Source organism: Stenotrophomonas sp. YJH_SMC_110 (assembly GCF_059369255.1).
In genome coordinates, this window is the sequence record NZ_JCAFSM010000001.1 from 129,882 (window position 1) to 144,004 (window position 14,123).

A 14,123-nucleotide genomic window follows, 5' to 3' on the forward strand; every position below is an offset into this window, starting at 1 on the left:
TTGATCGGCAGGGCTGCGCCCTGCACCTGCAGAAGCCGAAGCAACAGCAACAGCGGGCATTCCGTGGGATGGCGGGGCACTGTGGGTTTGCGGGGACGCCGTAAACCCATCCATGGGGGCTTGGCCGCGGCATCCATGCCGCTCACACCCCGCAAACCCACAGTGCGCCGCCTTCGACAGTTTCACGCGGCTGGTGGTGGGTGCCGACCGTTGGTCGGCACGGATCTCGCTCTGGTAGCTGTCGACCTTGGTCGACACGGCTTTTGTAGCGTCGAGCCGTGCTCGACTGCTTCTGGCCTCAGGCCAGGTAGACCTGCCCGTCGCGCACGTCCATCGGCACCGCGCGCAGGCGGTCGCCCTTGCACGGGCCGGCGATGCAGTCGCCACTGTCCAGCGCGAACGACGCGCCATGCGCGGCGCACACCAGGTGGCCCTCGCGGCTCTTCAGGAACTGCCCCGGCGCCCAGTCCAGGCGGCGGCCGGCATGCGGGCAGATGTTCAGGAATGCGCGCACCTGCGCGCCGTCGCGGTACAGCACCAGCGATTCGGCATCTCCATCGACCACCGCTTCAACCTCGGCAAACGCGCCATCGGCAATGGCATCCAGGGCGATCAGGGCAGCAGCGGCAGTCATGGCGAAGGCTCGTACGGTAAACCCGCATTGTCGCATGCCCACTCAGGTGACTGGCTGCGACATGAACACAAGTCATTGATCCGTAATAAGCACAGGCTATATTTAACGAGTTTTTCACTCAATGACAGTGGCGCGTCCCGATACTCTGGTTTCGCTGATCCCAGCCTATCGAGCCGCCATGTTCAATCGCGCATCCGCCTTCAACCAGTTCCGCACCCTGTTCGCGCCGCGCAAGCCGCGCCACCCGCTGGTGCGCGTTGCCGTGGGCCTGCTTGGCCTGGCGATCCTGGCCGCGATGGTGTTCATCGGTGTGTTCGTCGGTGCGGCGATGATCCTGGTCGGCCTGGCGTGGAAGCTGCTGGCCTCGCGCAAGCCGGGTGTTGCCCGTCCGGTCGACCCGACCGTGGTCGAAGGCGAATACCGCGTGGTACGCAAGCCGGTGTTGCCGGCCTCGCGCTGATCCACCTCCTCCGCGCCCGCTGACGGCGGGCGCCATGCGTTCTAGACTGCGGGCACGCCCTTCCTGGATGCCCGCATGTCCGATGTCTCCGATGTGATCCCTGCCGTAGCCTTGCCGCGTGTGCCGGTAGCCGGTGGTGGCAGTTTCCCCGTGCACCGCATCTACTGCGTCGGCCGCAACTTTGCCGACCACGCCCGCGAAATGGGTGCGGCCGTGCCGGCGGCCGATGACCGTGGCCGCCCGATGTTCTTCAGCAAGCCGGCCGATGCGATCGTGGTCGGCCACGACGATGCAATCCCCTACCCGCCAGCGACCGCCAACCTGCACCACGAAGTGGAGCTGGTGGTGGCGATCGGCCGCGATGCGCCCGCCGGCGAGCTGGCCGTGGCCGACGCCGACGCACTGGTCTACGGCTATGCCGTCGGCCTGGACCTGACCCGCCGCGACCTGCAGGCCGCGGCCAAGGACAAGGGCCACCCGTGGGACGCGGCCAAGGGCTTCGACGCCTCCGCGCCGATCAGCGAAATCGTCCACGCCGAGGAAGTCGGCGACCTGGCCGCGCTGAACCTGTCGCTGGAGGTCAACGGCGAGGTGCGCCAGCAGGCACTGCTCGACCAGATGATCTGGAACGTGCCGGAGATCCTGCATGAGCTGTCCAAGCTGTGGCAGCTGCGTGCCGGCGACCTGGTGTTCATGGGCACGCCGTCCGGCGTGGCCGCGCTCAAGCCCGGCGACCGCTTCAGCGCGCGCCTGGAAAACGTGGCCGAGCGCCACGGCGTGATCGCCGGCTGACATCACCTGCGCTACCCTGCGCGCTGTCCACTTCCCCACCGGAGAAAAACAACAATGGGAATGCTCACCGAGTTCAAGGAATTCGCGATGCGCGGCAACGTCATCGACCTCGCCGTCGGCGTGGTGATCGGCGCGGCCTTCGGCAAGATCGTGACCGCACTGGTCGAGAAGATCATCATGCCACCGCTGGGCTACCTGATCGGCCGCGTGGACTTCTCCAGCCTGGCCTGGACGTTGTCGCCAGCCCGGCTCGGACCGGATGGCAAGGAGATCCCGGCGGTGGTGGTTGGCTACGGCGACTTCATCAACACCGTCATCCAGTTCGTGATCGTGGCTTTCGCGATCTTCATCGTGGTCAAGGCGATCAACCGCCTGTCGCGCAAGAAGGAAGCGGCACCGGCGGCGCCGGCCGAAGAAGTGGTGCTGCTGCGCGAGATCCGCGACAGCCTGAAGAAGTAAGGGTACCGGGCGCCTATGGGCGCCCCTCCCACCTGTAGAGCCGAGCCCACGCTCGGCTGATCTGCAAAAGGCAGTCGAGCATGGGCTCGGCTCTACAGAAGCAGGCGAAAGCCCCGCTCCGGCGGGGCTTTCGCTTTGCTGCATCTGGCGGAAAACAGCATCCGCGCCAGCCATGACCTCCCGCCCATGCGCCGGGCTGAACGACTGTTAAGCTCCAAGGCTTAGGTCCCTTCCCGGAGTTGTCCATGCGTCGCCGCGTCCTTGCCATCGCATCCTCCCTCGCCCTGTTGGCCGCCCCGGCCTTCGCGGCACCGCGCACCACCACCCTGCCCCCCGCCTCGCTGGCGACCGCCGCGCAGCTGCGCGACCAGGCGCTGGCCGATGACACCGGCTGGAAGGTGGTCGAGTCGCTCACCACCGAGATTGGTCCGCGCATCGCCGGCAGCGAAGCCGATGCCCGCGCCGTTGCCTGGGCCGAAGCCAAGTTCAAGGCCCTGGGCTTCGACAAGGTCTGGAAGGAGCCGGTGACATTCCCGAAATGGGAGCGCCGCAGTGAACACGCCGCCGTGACCGGCAGGAACCCGCAGCCGCTGCAGATCACCGCACTGGGCGGCAGCCCGGGTGGCACCGTGGAAGCCGAGGTGGTGCGATTCGCCGATCTGGCCGCGCTGCAGGCCGCACCGGCAGGTTCGCTGAAGGGCAAGATCGCCTTCGTCGATTACCAGATGCTGCCCTTCCGCGATGGCCGCGATTACGGCCGCGGCGGTGCGATCCGCAGCAAGGGCCCGTCCGAAGCCATCCGCAAGGGCGCGGTCGGCTTCCTGATGCGCTCGGCCGGTACCGACTCGCACCGCGTGCCGCACACCGGCATCACCCGTTTCGATGACGGCCTGACCCCGGTGCCGTCGGCCGCGCTGTCGGTGCCCGATGCCGACCAGCTGGCCCGCCTGCTGGCGCGTGGCAGCACCACAGTGAAGGTGGCACTGGATTGCGGCTGGGACGGCACCGCCACCTCGTACAACGTGATCGGCGAGATCACCGGCCGCAGCCTGCCGAAGGAAGTGGTGGTGATCGGTGGTCACCTGGATTCGTGGGACCTGGGCACCGGCGCCGTGGATGACGGCGCGGGCGTGGGCATCACGATGGCCGCCGGCCACCTGATCGGCCAGCTCAAGCAGGCACCGAAGCGCACCGTCCGCGTGATCGCCTTCGCCAACGAGGAACAGGGCCTCTACGGCGGCAAGGCCTATGCCGAGGCACACGCCAAGGACGTGGCCCTGCACCAGCTGGCCGCCGAGAGCGACTTCGGCGCAGGCCGCATCTATGCCTTCAATACTGGTTCACCGAATCCGGAAGGCTCACGTGAAGCGACGAAGCAGATTGCCGAAGTAATGAAGCCGCTGGGCATCGAGTACCAGGCCGACAAGGGTGGCCCGGGCCCGGACGTCGGCCCGCTGGCCGCCAAGGGCGGTGCGTGGGCGTGGCTGGCGCAGGACGGCTCGGACTACTTCCACCTGCACCACACCGCCGACGACACGCTGGACAAGATCGACCCGAAGGCGCTGGCGCAGAACGTGGCCGCGTATACCGTGTTCGCCTACCTGGCGGCGGAAGCCGACGGCAGCTTTGGCAGCGAGGCCAAGGCGACCACGCCGCCGAACGAGTGATGCGGTGACACAGGGGGTCAGAGCCCTCGCCCTTGGCGAGGGATCTGACCCCTGATCGTATTAGCTCTCCCAGACCCGGGTGTTGCTTACCCCGATCGTCTGCGGCTTGAACAGCGGATCACGCTGCTTGCGCTTCTGCGCCTCGTAATCGCGCAGTGCGGCCAGGGCAGGCCTTTGCAGCAGCAGGATGGCGATGATGTTCAGCCAGCTCATCAGGCCGACGCCGATGTCGCCCAGCGACCAGGCCACCGTTGCACTGTTCACCGCCGAGTAGCCGGTCGCTGCCAGGAACAGCAACTGGAAGACGCCCATCAGCCACGCCGCCGGCCGATCGCGGCACAGATAGCTGACGTTGGTCTCGGCCATGTAGTACAGCGCGAGGATGGTGGTGAACGCAAACGGCAGGATCGCCAGCGCCACGAACGAACGGCCGAAGCCCGGCAGCGTCGATTCCACCGCGTGCTGCACGAAGCGTGGCCCGGCTTCGACACCCGGCAGATTGCCCAGCAGCAGGCGCGCCTCATCCGGAATACCGTTCACCGCCGGGTCGTAGACGTTGTACAGGCCGGTGGACAGGATCAGGAAGGCGGTCGCACTGCACACCACCATTGTGTCGATGTAGACCGAGAACGACTGCACCAGGCCCTGCTTGACCGGATGCGAGACTTCCGCGGCGGCGGCCGGATGCGCACCACTGCCCATGCCGGCCTCGTTGGACAGCACGCCACGGCGCACGCCCCACTGGATGGCGGTGCCGATCATCGCGCCGAACGCCGCATCCACGCCGAATGCACTGCGCAGCACCAGCATGATCACCTCCGGCACCCTGTCCGCGTTGAGCACCATCACCAGCGCCGCGACCAGCAGGTAGGCCACGGCCATCAGCGGCACCACCCATTCGGCCACGCGCGCAATGCGCCGCACACCGCCGATGAGGATGGCACCCAGCACCACCAGCAGAACCGCCGTGGTGGTCATCACCGGCACGTCCCAGGCTTCGTTCACCGCACTGGTGATCGCATTGGACTGCGTGCCGGCCAGCATCGCGCCCGCCAGCACCGTCACCAATGCGAACAGCACTGCATACCAACGTTGGCCGAGGCCTTTTTCGATGTAGTACGCCGGGCCGCCCCGGTACTGCCCCTTGCCGTCGCGCTCCTTGTAGATCTGTGCGAGCGTGGATTCGATGAAGGCACTGGATGCGCCGAGGAAGGCGACGATCCACATCCAGAAGATCGCGCCGGGCCCGCCGAAGGCGATGGCCATGGCGACGCCGGCGATGTTGCCCACGCCGACGCGGCTGGACAGCGAAAGGGACAACGCCTGGAACGGCGACACGCCGGCATCGGAGCGCTCATGGCGGAACATCAGGCGCAGCATGTCCGGCAATGCACGCAGCTGGATGAAGCGCGTGCGGACGCTGAAGTACAGGCCGGTGAGCAGGCACAGCACCACCAGGTAGGGGCTCCAGACGACGCCAAGGATCGCGTTGACGATGGATTCGATGTTCATCGGCGGCCCCTCAGAAGAACATGCCCAGGGCGACCTGGGGGCTGATGATGCGGCCGGTGTTGCGGCCGGCCACGCTGAACTCGACGCCGGCGATCAGGCCCAGTGACGGGCTGAAGTGGTACTCCACGGCCGGCGCCAGGGTGACGCTGCGGCTGGCCGGGCGATGCTCGTCGATGCGTTCGAAACCACCGCTGGGGTTGCGCGCGAAACCCCTCAGGCGCTGGCCGGTCTCGCGGCTGGCGGCCACTTCCATCACGCCCACCCAGCGCGGATTGAAGCTGTACTCGGCGCCGACCGACAGGCCCAGCACCGACCCCCGGGAGATGTGCCCCTGGAAGCTGTCGTCGGTGCCGTAGACGCTGGCCCCGGAGATCGCCGTCCGCGACGGCGCAGGCCCGGCGCTGAGCTGGGCACGCCAGCGCAGCGGGCGGTCGTTACCCAGCCAGACCACCTGCTGCACGCCCAATGCGGCAGTGGTGCGCTGCACACCGTCGCCCTGCGCATCGAGCGGATTGCCGGTGATGCGGTCATGGCTGCCGGTGCTGAAGCGCTGCACCAGCGCAACCGAGACGGCCGGACGCGTGCCATCGGCATTGGGCGCCTGCAACAGGTACTGCAGGCGCGCGGTGGTGTCACCGGCACGGAAACCACTGCTGCGCGCGCCGCCCTGTTCGGCACGCGATGCACTGAGATTGACCTGCCCCATCACCCGGTCGCTGAAGCCGTAGATGATCGGTACCACCGTTGCCCATGCGCCGCTGCGTTGCCCACTGCGGCGGCGATGGCCGCCATCGTCGTAATGATCGCGGCTGTCGAGCCGCACCAGATAGGGTTCGATGTACCAGTTGCCCTGCGGCAGGCCAGCCGGGTTGGGGGTGATCAGCGGCCCGGTGAAGTTGACGCCGTCCAGGCTGCGTTCGCTGGCTGCGGCACGGCCGTTGGCAAGGACGCTGGTCAGGACCAGCAATGCGATGAGGATACAGCGTGGGTGATGCATGGCAGCCTCTTCTGGACAACGTGGGATGGAGTTCCACCCTGCGTTGCCGGAAGCGGCTGACCAATAAGGAAACTTTCAAAACATCATGCGCGCTTGACGCAATTACGGACCCTGGAAGGGGTCAGAGCCCTCGCCTGCGGCGAGGGATCCGACCCGGGATACCGGATCAGCCGCGGCGGCTCGCCCACTGCGCCAGCAGTACCGCCGTGGCCGAGGCCACGTTCAGGCTCTCCACCGCGCCGCTGCCGGGAATCGAGACCTGCTGGTCGCACGCTCCCGCCAGGCTGCGGTCCATGCCCTCGCCTTCGGCGCCCATCACATACACCAGGCGGGCCGGCAGCGAGGTGCGGAACACGTCGTCACCGCCCTCCACCAGGGTCGCCGCCAGGCCGAAGCCGGCCGCACGCAGCTGCGTCATCGCCTGGGCGGTCTCCGGCAGCTGCACCAGCGGCACCGCTTCTGCACCGCCCTCGGCCACGCGCGCGGCGGCACCGGACAGCGCCAGCGTGCTGCCGGCCGGCAGCAGCAGCGCCTTGGCGCCGAAGTGTGCGGCCGAGCGCAGGATCGCACCGAGGTTGTGCGGGTTGCCCACGCCATCAAGCCACAGCGCCAGCGCCGGGCCGTCGCCGACCTGCTCCAGCCACTGCGCCAGCGGCAGCGCCGGTGCGCGCAGCACATCGGCCACCACGCCTTCGTGGTGGGTGGTGCCGGCAAGCTTGTTCAGATCGCCGTCTTCAACCACGCGATACCCCACGCGGTTGGCCACGCACCACTTCAGCAGCGGCTGGAGGCGCGGAATGCGCGCCTCCAGCAGGTACAGCTTGCGCAGCGCCTGTGGCCGCGCTTCGAACGCGGCCAGCACGGCATTCAGGCCGTACAGGCGCAGCTCGTCGCTGCCACCGCGCCCACCACCGCCCGTGGCCGGCACCTCCGGGCGCGGCAACGGCGTTGCGCGCGGCGGACGGGCGGACGGGCGGCGGTTGTTCCAGGGGTTGTTCACTTACACACTCTCCTGCTTGCGCTGGCGCCAGAAATCGGCGTTCTTGATGCCCAGGGCATCAGGGTCGAACACCGGATCCAGGCCCAGCTTCTTCTGTCGTTCGTAGTCACGCAGGGCCAGCATCGCCGGCTTCTGGATGATGAGGATGGCAATGATGTTCAGCCAGGCCATCAGGCCGACGCCGATGTCACCCAGCGCCCAGGCCAGGGTCGCATTATGGAACGCGCCGAACACCACCATGCCGATGATGCCCAGGCGCAGCACCAGCACGGTCAGCGGGCGCTTCCTGTTGTGGTTCACATAGCTGAGGTTGGTCTCGGCCATGTAGTAGTACGCCATGATGGTGGTGAAGGCGAAGAAGAAGATGGCGATCGACACGAACGCCGAACCCCAGCCCGGCAGCACCGCTTCCACGCCGGCCTGGGCGTAGCCCGCACCTTCGGGAATGCCGGCCAGGCCCTGGAAGATCGGCGCGGCGCCCTCCACCGGCGAGTACACGTTGTAGGTACCACTGGCCAGGATCAGGAACGCGGTGGCGGTGCACACCATCATGGTGTCGAAGTAGATCGCGAAGGCCTGCACGTAGCCCTGCTTGGCCGGGTGCGAGACTTCCGAGGCGGCCGCTGCATGCGGGCCCGAGCCCTGGCCGGCTTCGTTGGCATAGATGCCGCGCTTGATGCCCCACTCCACCGCCAGGCCCATCATCGCGCCGAATGCGGCATGCGTGCCGAAGGCACTCTTGAAGATGATGCCGAACATTTCCGGCACGCGGTCGTAGTTGATGATCATGATGATGATGGCCATCAGGATGAAACCGGCGGCCATGAACGGCACCACCACTTCGGCGAAGTTGGCGATGCGCTTGACGCCACCGAAGATCACCACGCCCAGCAGCAGCGCCACCACGATGCCGATGCCCAGCTTCAGCGCCTGCACCGATTCCATGCCGAAGGCCTGGCCATCGAGCGGACCGCACAGCGCGGTGCCACGGCAGGCGTTGATGATGCTGTCGGCAATGGCGTTGGCCTGTACGCCCGGCATCAGGAAGCCGGCGGCGATGATCGTGGCGATGGCGAAGGCCAGCGCGTACCACTTCAGGCCCATGGCCTTTTCGATGTAGTACGCCGGGCCACCGCGGTAGCGGCCTTCGGCGTCCTTGGTCTTGTAGATCTGCGCCAGGGTGCATTCCACATACGACGTGGACGCGCCGAGGAAGCCCATCACCCACATCCAGAAGATCGCACCGGGGCCGCCGAAGGCGATGGCCGTAGCCACGCCGGCGATGTTGCCGATGCCCATGCGGCCGGCCATCGACATGGCCAGGGCCTGGAACGAGGACACGCCGGCGTCGGATTTCTCACCCTTGACGGTGAGGCGGCACATCTCGAAGAAGCCACGGATCTGCATGAAGCGCGTGCGCAGGCTGAAGAACAGGCCGGCGCCCAGGCACACGAAGATCAGTGCCTTGCTCCAGATGATGCTGTTGATGAAGTGTACGGTTGCTTCCACGCGCGCTCTCTCCAGTCGGCGGGTTGTAAGGACGTCCCGTCGGCTGGAAGGGACCGGTCGATTCTCCCTGATCGCAGGCCGCTGCGGTAGCGCTGTTTTGTAGAGCCGAGCCCAGGCTTGGCCCCCCCGAGGGCAGCCGAGCATGGGCTCGGCTCTACAACGGCCAGCCCGCGTGTTCACGGCAGCTGGGTGCGTACCCGGGCGAAACGGCGAAGGTCGTGCAGCACGCCGCGCTTGTAGACCGCGCAGCGCTCCACGCCCTCCTCCTGGAAGCCGTTCTTCTCCAGCACCCGCGCCGAGCCGAGGTTGAAGTCGACGACCGTGGCCTGCAGCCTGAACAGGCGCAGCTCGTCCATCACCCACGGTGCGAACAGCCCGACCACACGGGTCATCACGCCGTGCCCCCAATAGGCCTGGCCCAGCCAGTAGCCCAGTTCGGCGGTGTGCCCACGCTCGGCCATGCCCTGCTGGGCAGCGACGCTGCCGCAGGCCTGGCCGTCGATCTCGATGGCCAGATTCAGGGTTCCGGGGGCCAGCACGCGGCCGGCGAGGAAGGCCTCGCCATCGGTGCGCGTGTACGGGTACGGGAAACGGTCGCGCAGGCCGCGCGACACCTCGGGATCGTTGGCGTGGCGCAGCAGCGATTCCAGATCATCCGGGCGCCAGGGGCGCAGCTGGAAGCCGTCGCCTCGAAGTGGGGGCAGAGCCCTTTCCCTTTGGGAAAGGGGTCCGACCCCGTCAGCGAGGGACCCGATCCCGTCGGTGTGCCGGTCAGGCATGGCCGCCCACCGACGGCGATTCCGCTTCCTGCTTCTCCAGCTCGCGCTTCACCGCTTCCGGCGAACGGGTGTACGGGGCAAGCCGCGCATAGAACGCCGGCACCACGAACAGCGACAGGAAGGTCGAGAGGGTCACGCCGAAGATGATCACGATGCCGATCGTGCCACGGCTGGCCGAACCGGGACCACCGGCCACCACCAGCGGAATGGCGCCGACCACGGTGGCGATCGAGGTCATCAGGATCGGGCGCAGGCGCACCATCGCCGATTCAATGATCGCCTCGCGCACGCTGCGCCCATCGTCGCGCAGCTGGTTGGCGAATTCGACGATGAGGATGCCGTTCTTCGCGGCCAGGCCAACCAGCATCACGATGCCGATCTGGCTGAACAGGTTCACCGTACCGCCACTCACCCACAACCCGACCAGCGCGCCGAGCACGCCCAGCGGCACGGTCAGCATGATGGTGAGCGGGTGGATGAAGCTCTCGAACTGCGCGGCCAGCACCAGGTAGACCACCAGCAGGGCCATGGCGAAAGTGAGCAGCACGGCGCCACCGGCGCTCTGGTACTCGCGCGATTCACCCTTCCAGTTCACCTGCGCGTACTGCGGCAGCTCTTCCTGGGCCACGTTCTGCGCCCAGGCAATGGCCTCGCCCAGCGGATAGCCCGGCGCCAGGCCGGCACTGATGGTGATCGAGCGCAGGCGGTTGAAGCGGTTCAGGGTGCCGGCCTCGGCCACTTCGCTCAACGTGACCAGGTTGGACAGCGGCACCAGTTCGCCAGAGGTGGCGCGCACGCGGATCGCGGCCAGGTCGGCCGGGCTGGCGCGACCGTCACGTCCGGCCTGCACCAGCACGTCGTACTCCTCGCCGTTGTCGACGAAGGTGGTGACGCGGCGCGAGCCCATCATGGTTTCCAGCGCCGAACCGATCGCGGTGACCGGCACGCCGAGATCGGCCGCACGCTGGCGGTCGATGTTGACCCGCATCTGCGGCCGGGTTTCCTTGTAGTCCGAGTCGGGGCCGACCAGGCCGGGGTTGTCGGCCATGCGCAGCAGGATGCGGTCGCGCCACTGCGCGATCTCCGCGTATTCCGGCCCACCCAGCACGATCTGGAACGGCTGCCCGCCGCTGCGCACCAGGCCGCCACCGACCTGGGTACGCACACGCACGCCACGGATGGTGTCCAGTTCCTTCTGCAGTTCGTTGGCCACGTCCGGCGTGGCCTCGCTGCGCTGGCGCCACGGCTGCAGGAAGATGCTGACGCGGCCGGTGTGCATTTCCTCGCTGGCACCGAAGCCACCGGGCACGCGCGGGTTGGCACGCACGATCGGCTTGTCCGGGCCGACATGCGGGGCCAGCAGCGCCTCCACCTGCTGCACCTGCTGCACGGTGTAGTCGTAGCCGGCACCTTCCGGGCCGTCGATCATGATCTGGAACGAACCGCGGTCTTCGGCCGGCGCCAGTTCCGAGGGCAGCAGCTTGAGCAGGCCCCAGCTGGCGACCAGCGCGGCCACCATCACCAGCAGGTAGATCCAGGTGCGGTCGACATGGTGATCGAGCACCCGCCCATAGGCACCCGCGAGGCGTTCCAGGTTGCGGTTGATGAAGCCGTGCAGGCCACGTGGCGCCTGCCCGGTGTGCGGCTTGAGCAGCTTGGAGGCCATCATCGGCGTCAGTGTGAGCGCCACGAACGCGGACAACGCCACGGCGGCGGCCAGCGCCACTGCCAGCTCGCGGAACAGGCGCCCGGTGTTGCCTTCCAGGAAGCCGACCGGCAGGAACACTGCCACCAGCACGGCGGTGGTGGCGATCACCGCGAAGGCGACCTGCGCGGTGCCGCGCTTGGAGGCCACCAGCGGGGGTTCGCCCAGGTCGATGCGGCGCTGCACGTTCTCCACCACCACGATCGCATCGTCCACCACCAGGCCGATGCACAGCACCAGCGCCAGCAGGGTCAGCAGGTTGATCGAGAAATCGAACGCATACAGTGCGATGAACGCCGCGACCAGGCAGACCGGTACCGTCACCGCCGGGATCAACGCGGCGCGGAAACTGCCGAGGAACAGCCAGATCACCACCAGCACCAGGATCATCGCCTCCACCAGCGTGGCGTAGACGCGGTCCACCGCCGCTTCGATGAAGGTGGTGTTGTCGAAGGCGACGAAGATCTGCGTGCCCTTGGGCAGGGTCAGCGCCACCCGCTCGGCTTCAGCGCGCGCGGTACGCGCCACGTCCAGCGAGTTGGCGGTGGAGGTCTTGACGATGCCCAGCCCGATGCCGGGCTCGCCATTGCTGCGGTAGTACGCGCGGCGTTCGGCCGAGGCCAGCTCGATCTTCGCCACGTCGCCCATGCGCACCACGTAACCGTCGCGGCCCTTGCCCAGCGGGATGGTCGCGAAGTCTTCGGGCTTGATGTAGTTGCGCTCCACGCGCAGGGTGAAATCACGGTCGGTCGACTCGATGCGGCCGGCCGGCAGCTCCACGTTCTCGTTGCGCAGCGCGGTTTCCACGTCGCCGGTGGTCAGCCCGCGTGCGGCCAGCTGGTCCCGGTCCAGCCAGATCCGCATCGCATAGCGCTGGCGGCCGCCGATGCGGACCTGGGCCACGCCATCGAGGCTGGAAAAGCGATCGACCACGTAACGGTCGGCGTAGTCGCTCAGCTCCAGCGTGTCCATGGTCGAGGAGACCATGTTGAACCAGATGATGGGGTCGGCATCGCTTTCGACCTTGGCGATCTCCGGTGGCCGCGCCTCTTCCGGCATGCGGTCGGCCACGCGGCTGACCGCATCGCGCACGTCGTTGGCCGCCGCTTCGATATCGCGGTTGGAGGTGAACTCGATGCTGACCTGCGAGCGGCCGTTGGTGCTGCGCGCGTTGATCGTATCGATGCCTTCGATGCCGGCCAGCGCATCTTCCAGCACCTGGGTGATGCGGCTTTCAATGACCGCCGCCGAGGCGCCGGTGTAGTCCACCGAGACCGAGACGATCGGCGGGTCGATGGCCGGCAGTTCGCGCAGGGTCAGGCGGGTGAAGGACATCACGCCCAGCACCAGCAGCAACAGGCTCATCACCACGGCGAACACCGGCCGCTGGATGGAGATGTCGGACAGCTTCATCCGCCGTGGCCCTCGGCCGCGGCCGGCGCAGCGTCTTCAGCGGGCTTTGCACCACTGGCGGGCGCTGCGTCCTTGGCGGCAACCTTCAGGCCCGGACGCAGCTTGCCGGTGCCATCGACCACGATGCGCTGGCCCGCTTCCAGACCCTGCCTGATCTCGACCACGCCGGCACGGCGCGCGCCGGTCACCACGTCCACACGCTCGACGCTGTCGTCAGCCTTGATGCGGTACACGAAGGTATCGCGACCGACCTGCACCACGGCGATTTCCGGAATCACCAGCGCCGGGCGCTCGGGGCGGAACAGGCGCACGTCCAGCAGCATGCCAGGACGCAGCGCATGGTCGCCGTTGGCAAAGTCGGCGCGCACGGTCACGGCACGGGTGGCCGGGTCGATGCGCGCATCGATGGTGCTGACCACGCCCTCGAAGGTGCGGCCCGGCCAGGCCACGCTGGTGGCGCTGACCTTGTCACCGACGCCCAGCGCAGCCAGTTCCACTTCAGGCACCTGGAAATCGATGTGCATGTGCTCGATGTCATCGAGCGTGGCGATGACCGTGGTCGGAGTCACCAGCGAGCCAGGGCTGACCTGGCGGATGCCGAGCACGCCGGCGAACGGCGCGCGCACACGGCGATCACCGATGTCTGCCTGCATCTGCATCACGCGCGCTTCGGCGGCATCGCGGATCGACTTCTGCGTATCCAGCGTGGCGCTGGACACCAGCCGCTGGGCGGCCAGCTCGCGCTGGCGCTTGTACAGCTGATCGGCTTCATGGAAGGTCGCCTGCGCCTGCACCAGTGCGGCCTCCTGGGCCTGCCCACGCAGGGTCACGATCGGCGCACCGGCGGCAATGTGCTGGCCGCTTTCGAAATGCACTTTCTCGACGATCTCGCTGACCTTGGCGGTCACGCTGATCGATTCGCGCGCCTTGGCCGTGCCAAGCGCCTGCAGGGTGTCGCTCCACTGACGGGACTGCACGACCTGCGCAGTGACCGGCACCGCTTCTCCCTGCCGACGCGCGGCGGCCTCCTGTTTGCCTGCGCACCCGGCCAGCATGGCCAGGCTGAGGCCAAGGGCCAGGGTCGAAGCGATACGAGCCAACATGAACGGTCCAAATTGATCCACGGCCGCCGAGTGTAGGCAAGTGCCCCTGAAAGCGGTATGTGCCAAGCGTTTACCGGCGTGGAACCAGGGCTG

The 14,123-nt window shown here is 67.6% G+C and carries 12 protein-coding genes; 4 read left to right on the top strand and 8 right to left on the bottom strand.

Features of this window, described 5'->3' with window-relative positions:
* Positions 1-298: 298 nt before the first annotated feature.
* Entirely contained in the window at positions 299-634 is a 336-nt protein-coding gene (locus AC5P6H_RS00580; RefSeq protein ID WP_049440406.1) for a Rieske (2Fe-2S) protein, read from the bottom strand.
* Between the two features lie 178 nt (positions 635-812).
* Here AC5P6H_RS00580 and AC5P6H_RS00585 point away from each other — a divergent pair, with 178 nt between their 5' ends.
* From AC5P6H_RS00585 to AC5P6H_RS00600, 4 genes are all read left to right on the top strand, one after another.
* Positions 813-1,094 (top strand): hypothetical protein, encoded by a 282-nt coding sequence (locus tag AC5P6H_RS00585; protein WP_005410817.1) that lies wholly within the window; start codon positions 813-815, stop codon positions 1,092-1,094.
* Positions 1,095-1,169: 75 nt separating this feature from the next.
* Positions 1,170-1,886, top strand: a complete 717-nt coding sequence (locus AC5P6H_RS00590) for a fumarylacetoacetate hydrolase family protein (protein WP_019660190.1) — start codon at positions 1,170-1,172, stop codon at positions 1,884-1,886.
* Positions 1,887-1,940: 54 nt separating this feature from the next.
* The gene (mscL, locus tag AC5P6H_RS00595) at positions 1,941-2,345 is read left to right on the top strand and encodes a large-conductance mechanosensitive channel protein MscL (RefSeq protein ID WP_005418809.1); all 405 of its coding nucleotides are present in this window, start codon (positions 1,941-1,943) and stop codon (positions 2,343-2,345) included.
* A 245-nt stretch (positions 2,346-2,590) separates the two neighbouring features.
* A complete protein-coding gene (locus AC5P6H_RS00600; RefSeq protein WP_111206608.1) occupies positions 2,591-4,012 on the top strand; it encodes a M28 family peptidase in 1,422 nt (473 codons plus the stop codon).
* A gap of 60 nt (positions 4,013-4,072) precedes the next feature.
* Here the strand turns inward: AC5P6H_RS00600 and AC5P6H_RS00605 are convergent, their stop codons facing one another.
* From AC5P6H_RS00605 to AC5P6H_RS00635, 7 genes are all read right to left on the bottom strand, one after another.
* Positions 4,073-5,524, bottom strand: coding sequence for an alanine/glycine:cation symporter family protein (locus tag AC5P6H_RS00605; RefSeq protein WP_069116431.1), 1,452 nt, complete (start codon positions 5,522-5,524; stop codon positions 4,073-4,075).
* 10 nt (positions 5,525-5,534) lie between these two features.
* On the bottom strand, positions 5,535-6,521 hold the full coding sequence (locus tag AC5P6H_RS00610; protein WP_241887063.1) for a hypothetical protein: 987 nt from the start codon (positions 6,519-6,521) through the stop codon (positions 5,535-5,537).
* A 166-nt stretch (positions 6,522-6,687) separates the two neighbouring features.
* Positions 6,688-7,521 (bottom strand): TrmH family RNA methyltransferase, encoded by an 834-nt coding sequence (locus AC5P6H_RS00615; RefSeq protein ID WP_046432259.1) that lies wholly within the window; start codon positions 7,519-7,521, stop codon positions 6,688-6,690.
* Positions 7,522-9,030, bottom strand: coding sequence for an alanine/glycine:cation symporter family protein (locus AC5P6H_RS00620; RefSeq protein ID WP_014648223.1), 1,509 nt, complete (start codon positions 9,028-9,030; stop codon positions 7,522-7,524).
* Positions 9,031-9,206: 176 nt separating this feature from the next.
* Positions 9,207-9,809 carry a GNAT family N-acetyltransferase gene (locus AC5P6H_RS00625; RefSeq protein WP_049440418.1) on the bottom strand — a complete coding sequence of 201 codons (603 nt, stop codon included), beginning with the start codon at positions 9,807-9,809 and terminating at the stop codon, positions 9,207-9,209.
* Positions 9,802-12,927 carry an efflux RND transporter permease subunit gene (locus tag AC5P6H_RS00630; RefSeq protein WP_032957173.1) on the bottom strand — a complete coding sequence of 1,042 codons (3,126 nt, stop codon included), beginning with the start codon at positions 12,925-12,927 and terminating at the stop codon, positions 9,802-9,804. The genes AC5P6H_RS00625 and AC5P6H_RS00630 overlap by 8 nt, the downstream gene beginning before the upstream one ends.
* Positions 12,924-14,030, bottom strand: coding sequence for an efflux RND transporter periplasmic adaptor subunit (locus tag AC5P6H_RS00635; RefSeq protein ID WP_134809224.1), 1,107 nt, complete (start codon positions 14,028-14,030; stop codon positions 12,924-12,926). Before AC5P6H_RS00635 ends, AC5P6H_RS00630 begins: the two co-directional genes overlap by 4 nt.
* Positions 14,031-14,123 lie beyond the last annotated feature (93 nt).

Bases quoted from the DNA above. Each gene is read 5' to 3' on its own strand.
- AC5P6H_RS00580 (WP_049440406.1), bottom strand. From the start codon at position 634: ATGACTGCCGCTGCTGCCCTGATCGCCCTGGATGCCATTGCCGATGGC.
- AC5P6H_RS00585 (WP_005410817.1), top strand. From the start codon at position 813: ATGTTCAATCGCGCATCCGCCTTCAACCAGTTCCGCACCCTGTTCGCG.
- AC5P6H_RS00590 (WP_019660190.1), top strand. From the start codon at position 1,170: ATGTCCGATGTCTCCGATGTGATCCCTGCCGTAGCCTTGCCGCGTGTG.
- mscL (WP_005418809.1), top strand. From the start codon at position 1,941: ATGGGAATGCTCACCGAGTTCAAGGAATTCGCGATGCGCGGCAACGTC.
- AC5P6H_RS00600 (WP_111206608.1), top strand. From the start codon at position 2,591: ATGCGTCGCCGCGTCCTTGCCATCGCATCCTCCCTCGCCCTGTTGGCC.
- AC5P6H_RS00605 (WP_069116431.1), bottom strand. From the start codon at position 5,524: ATGAACATCGAATCCATCGTCAACGCGATCCTTGGCGTCGTCTGGAGC.
- AC5P6H_RS00610 (WP_241887063.1), bottom strand. From the start codon at position 6,521: ATGCATCACCCACGCTGTATCCTCATCGCATTGCTGGTCCTGACCAGC.
- AC5P6H_RS00625 (WP_049440418.1), bottom strand. From the start codon at position 9,809: ATGCCTGACCGGCACACCGACGGGATCGGGTCCCTCGCTGACGGGGTC.
- AC5P6H_RS00630 (WP_032957173.1), bottom strand. From the start codon at position 12,927: ATGAAGCTGTCCGACATCTCCATCCAGCGGCCGGTGTTCGCCGTGGTG.
- AC5P6H_RS00635 (WP_134809224.1), bottom strand. From the start codon at position 14,030: ATGTTGGCTCGTATCGCTTCGACCCTGGCCCTTGGCCTCAGCCTGGCC.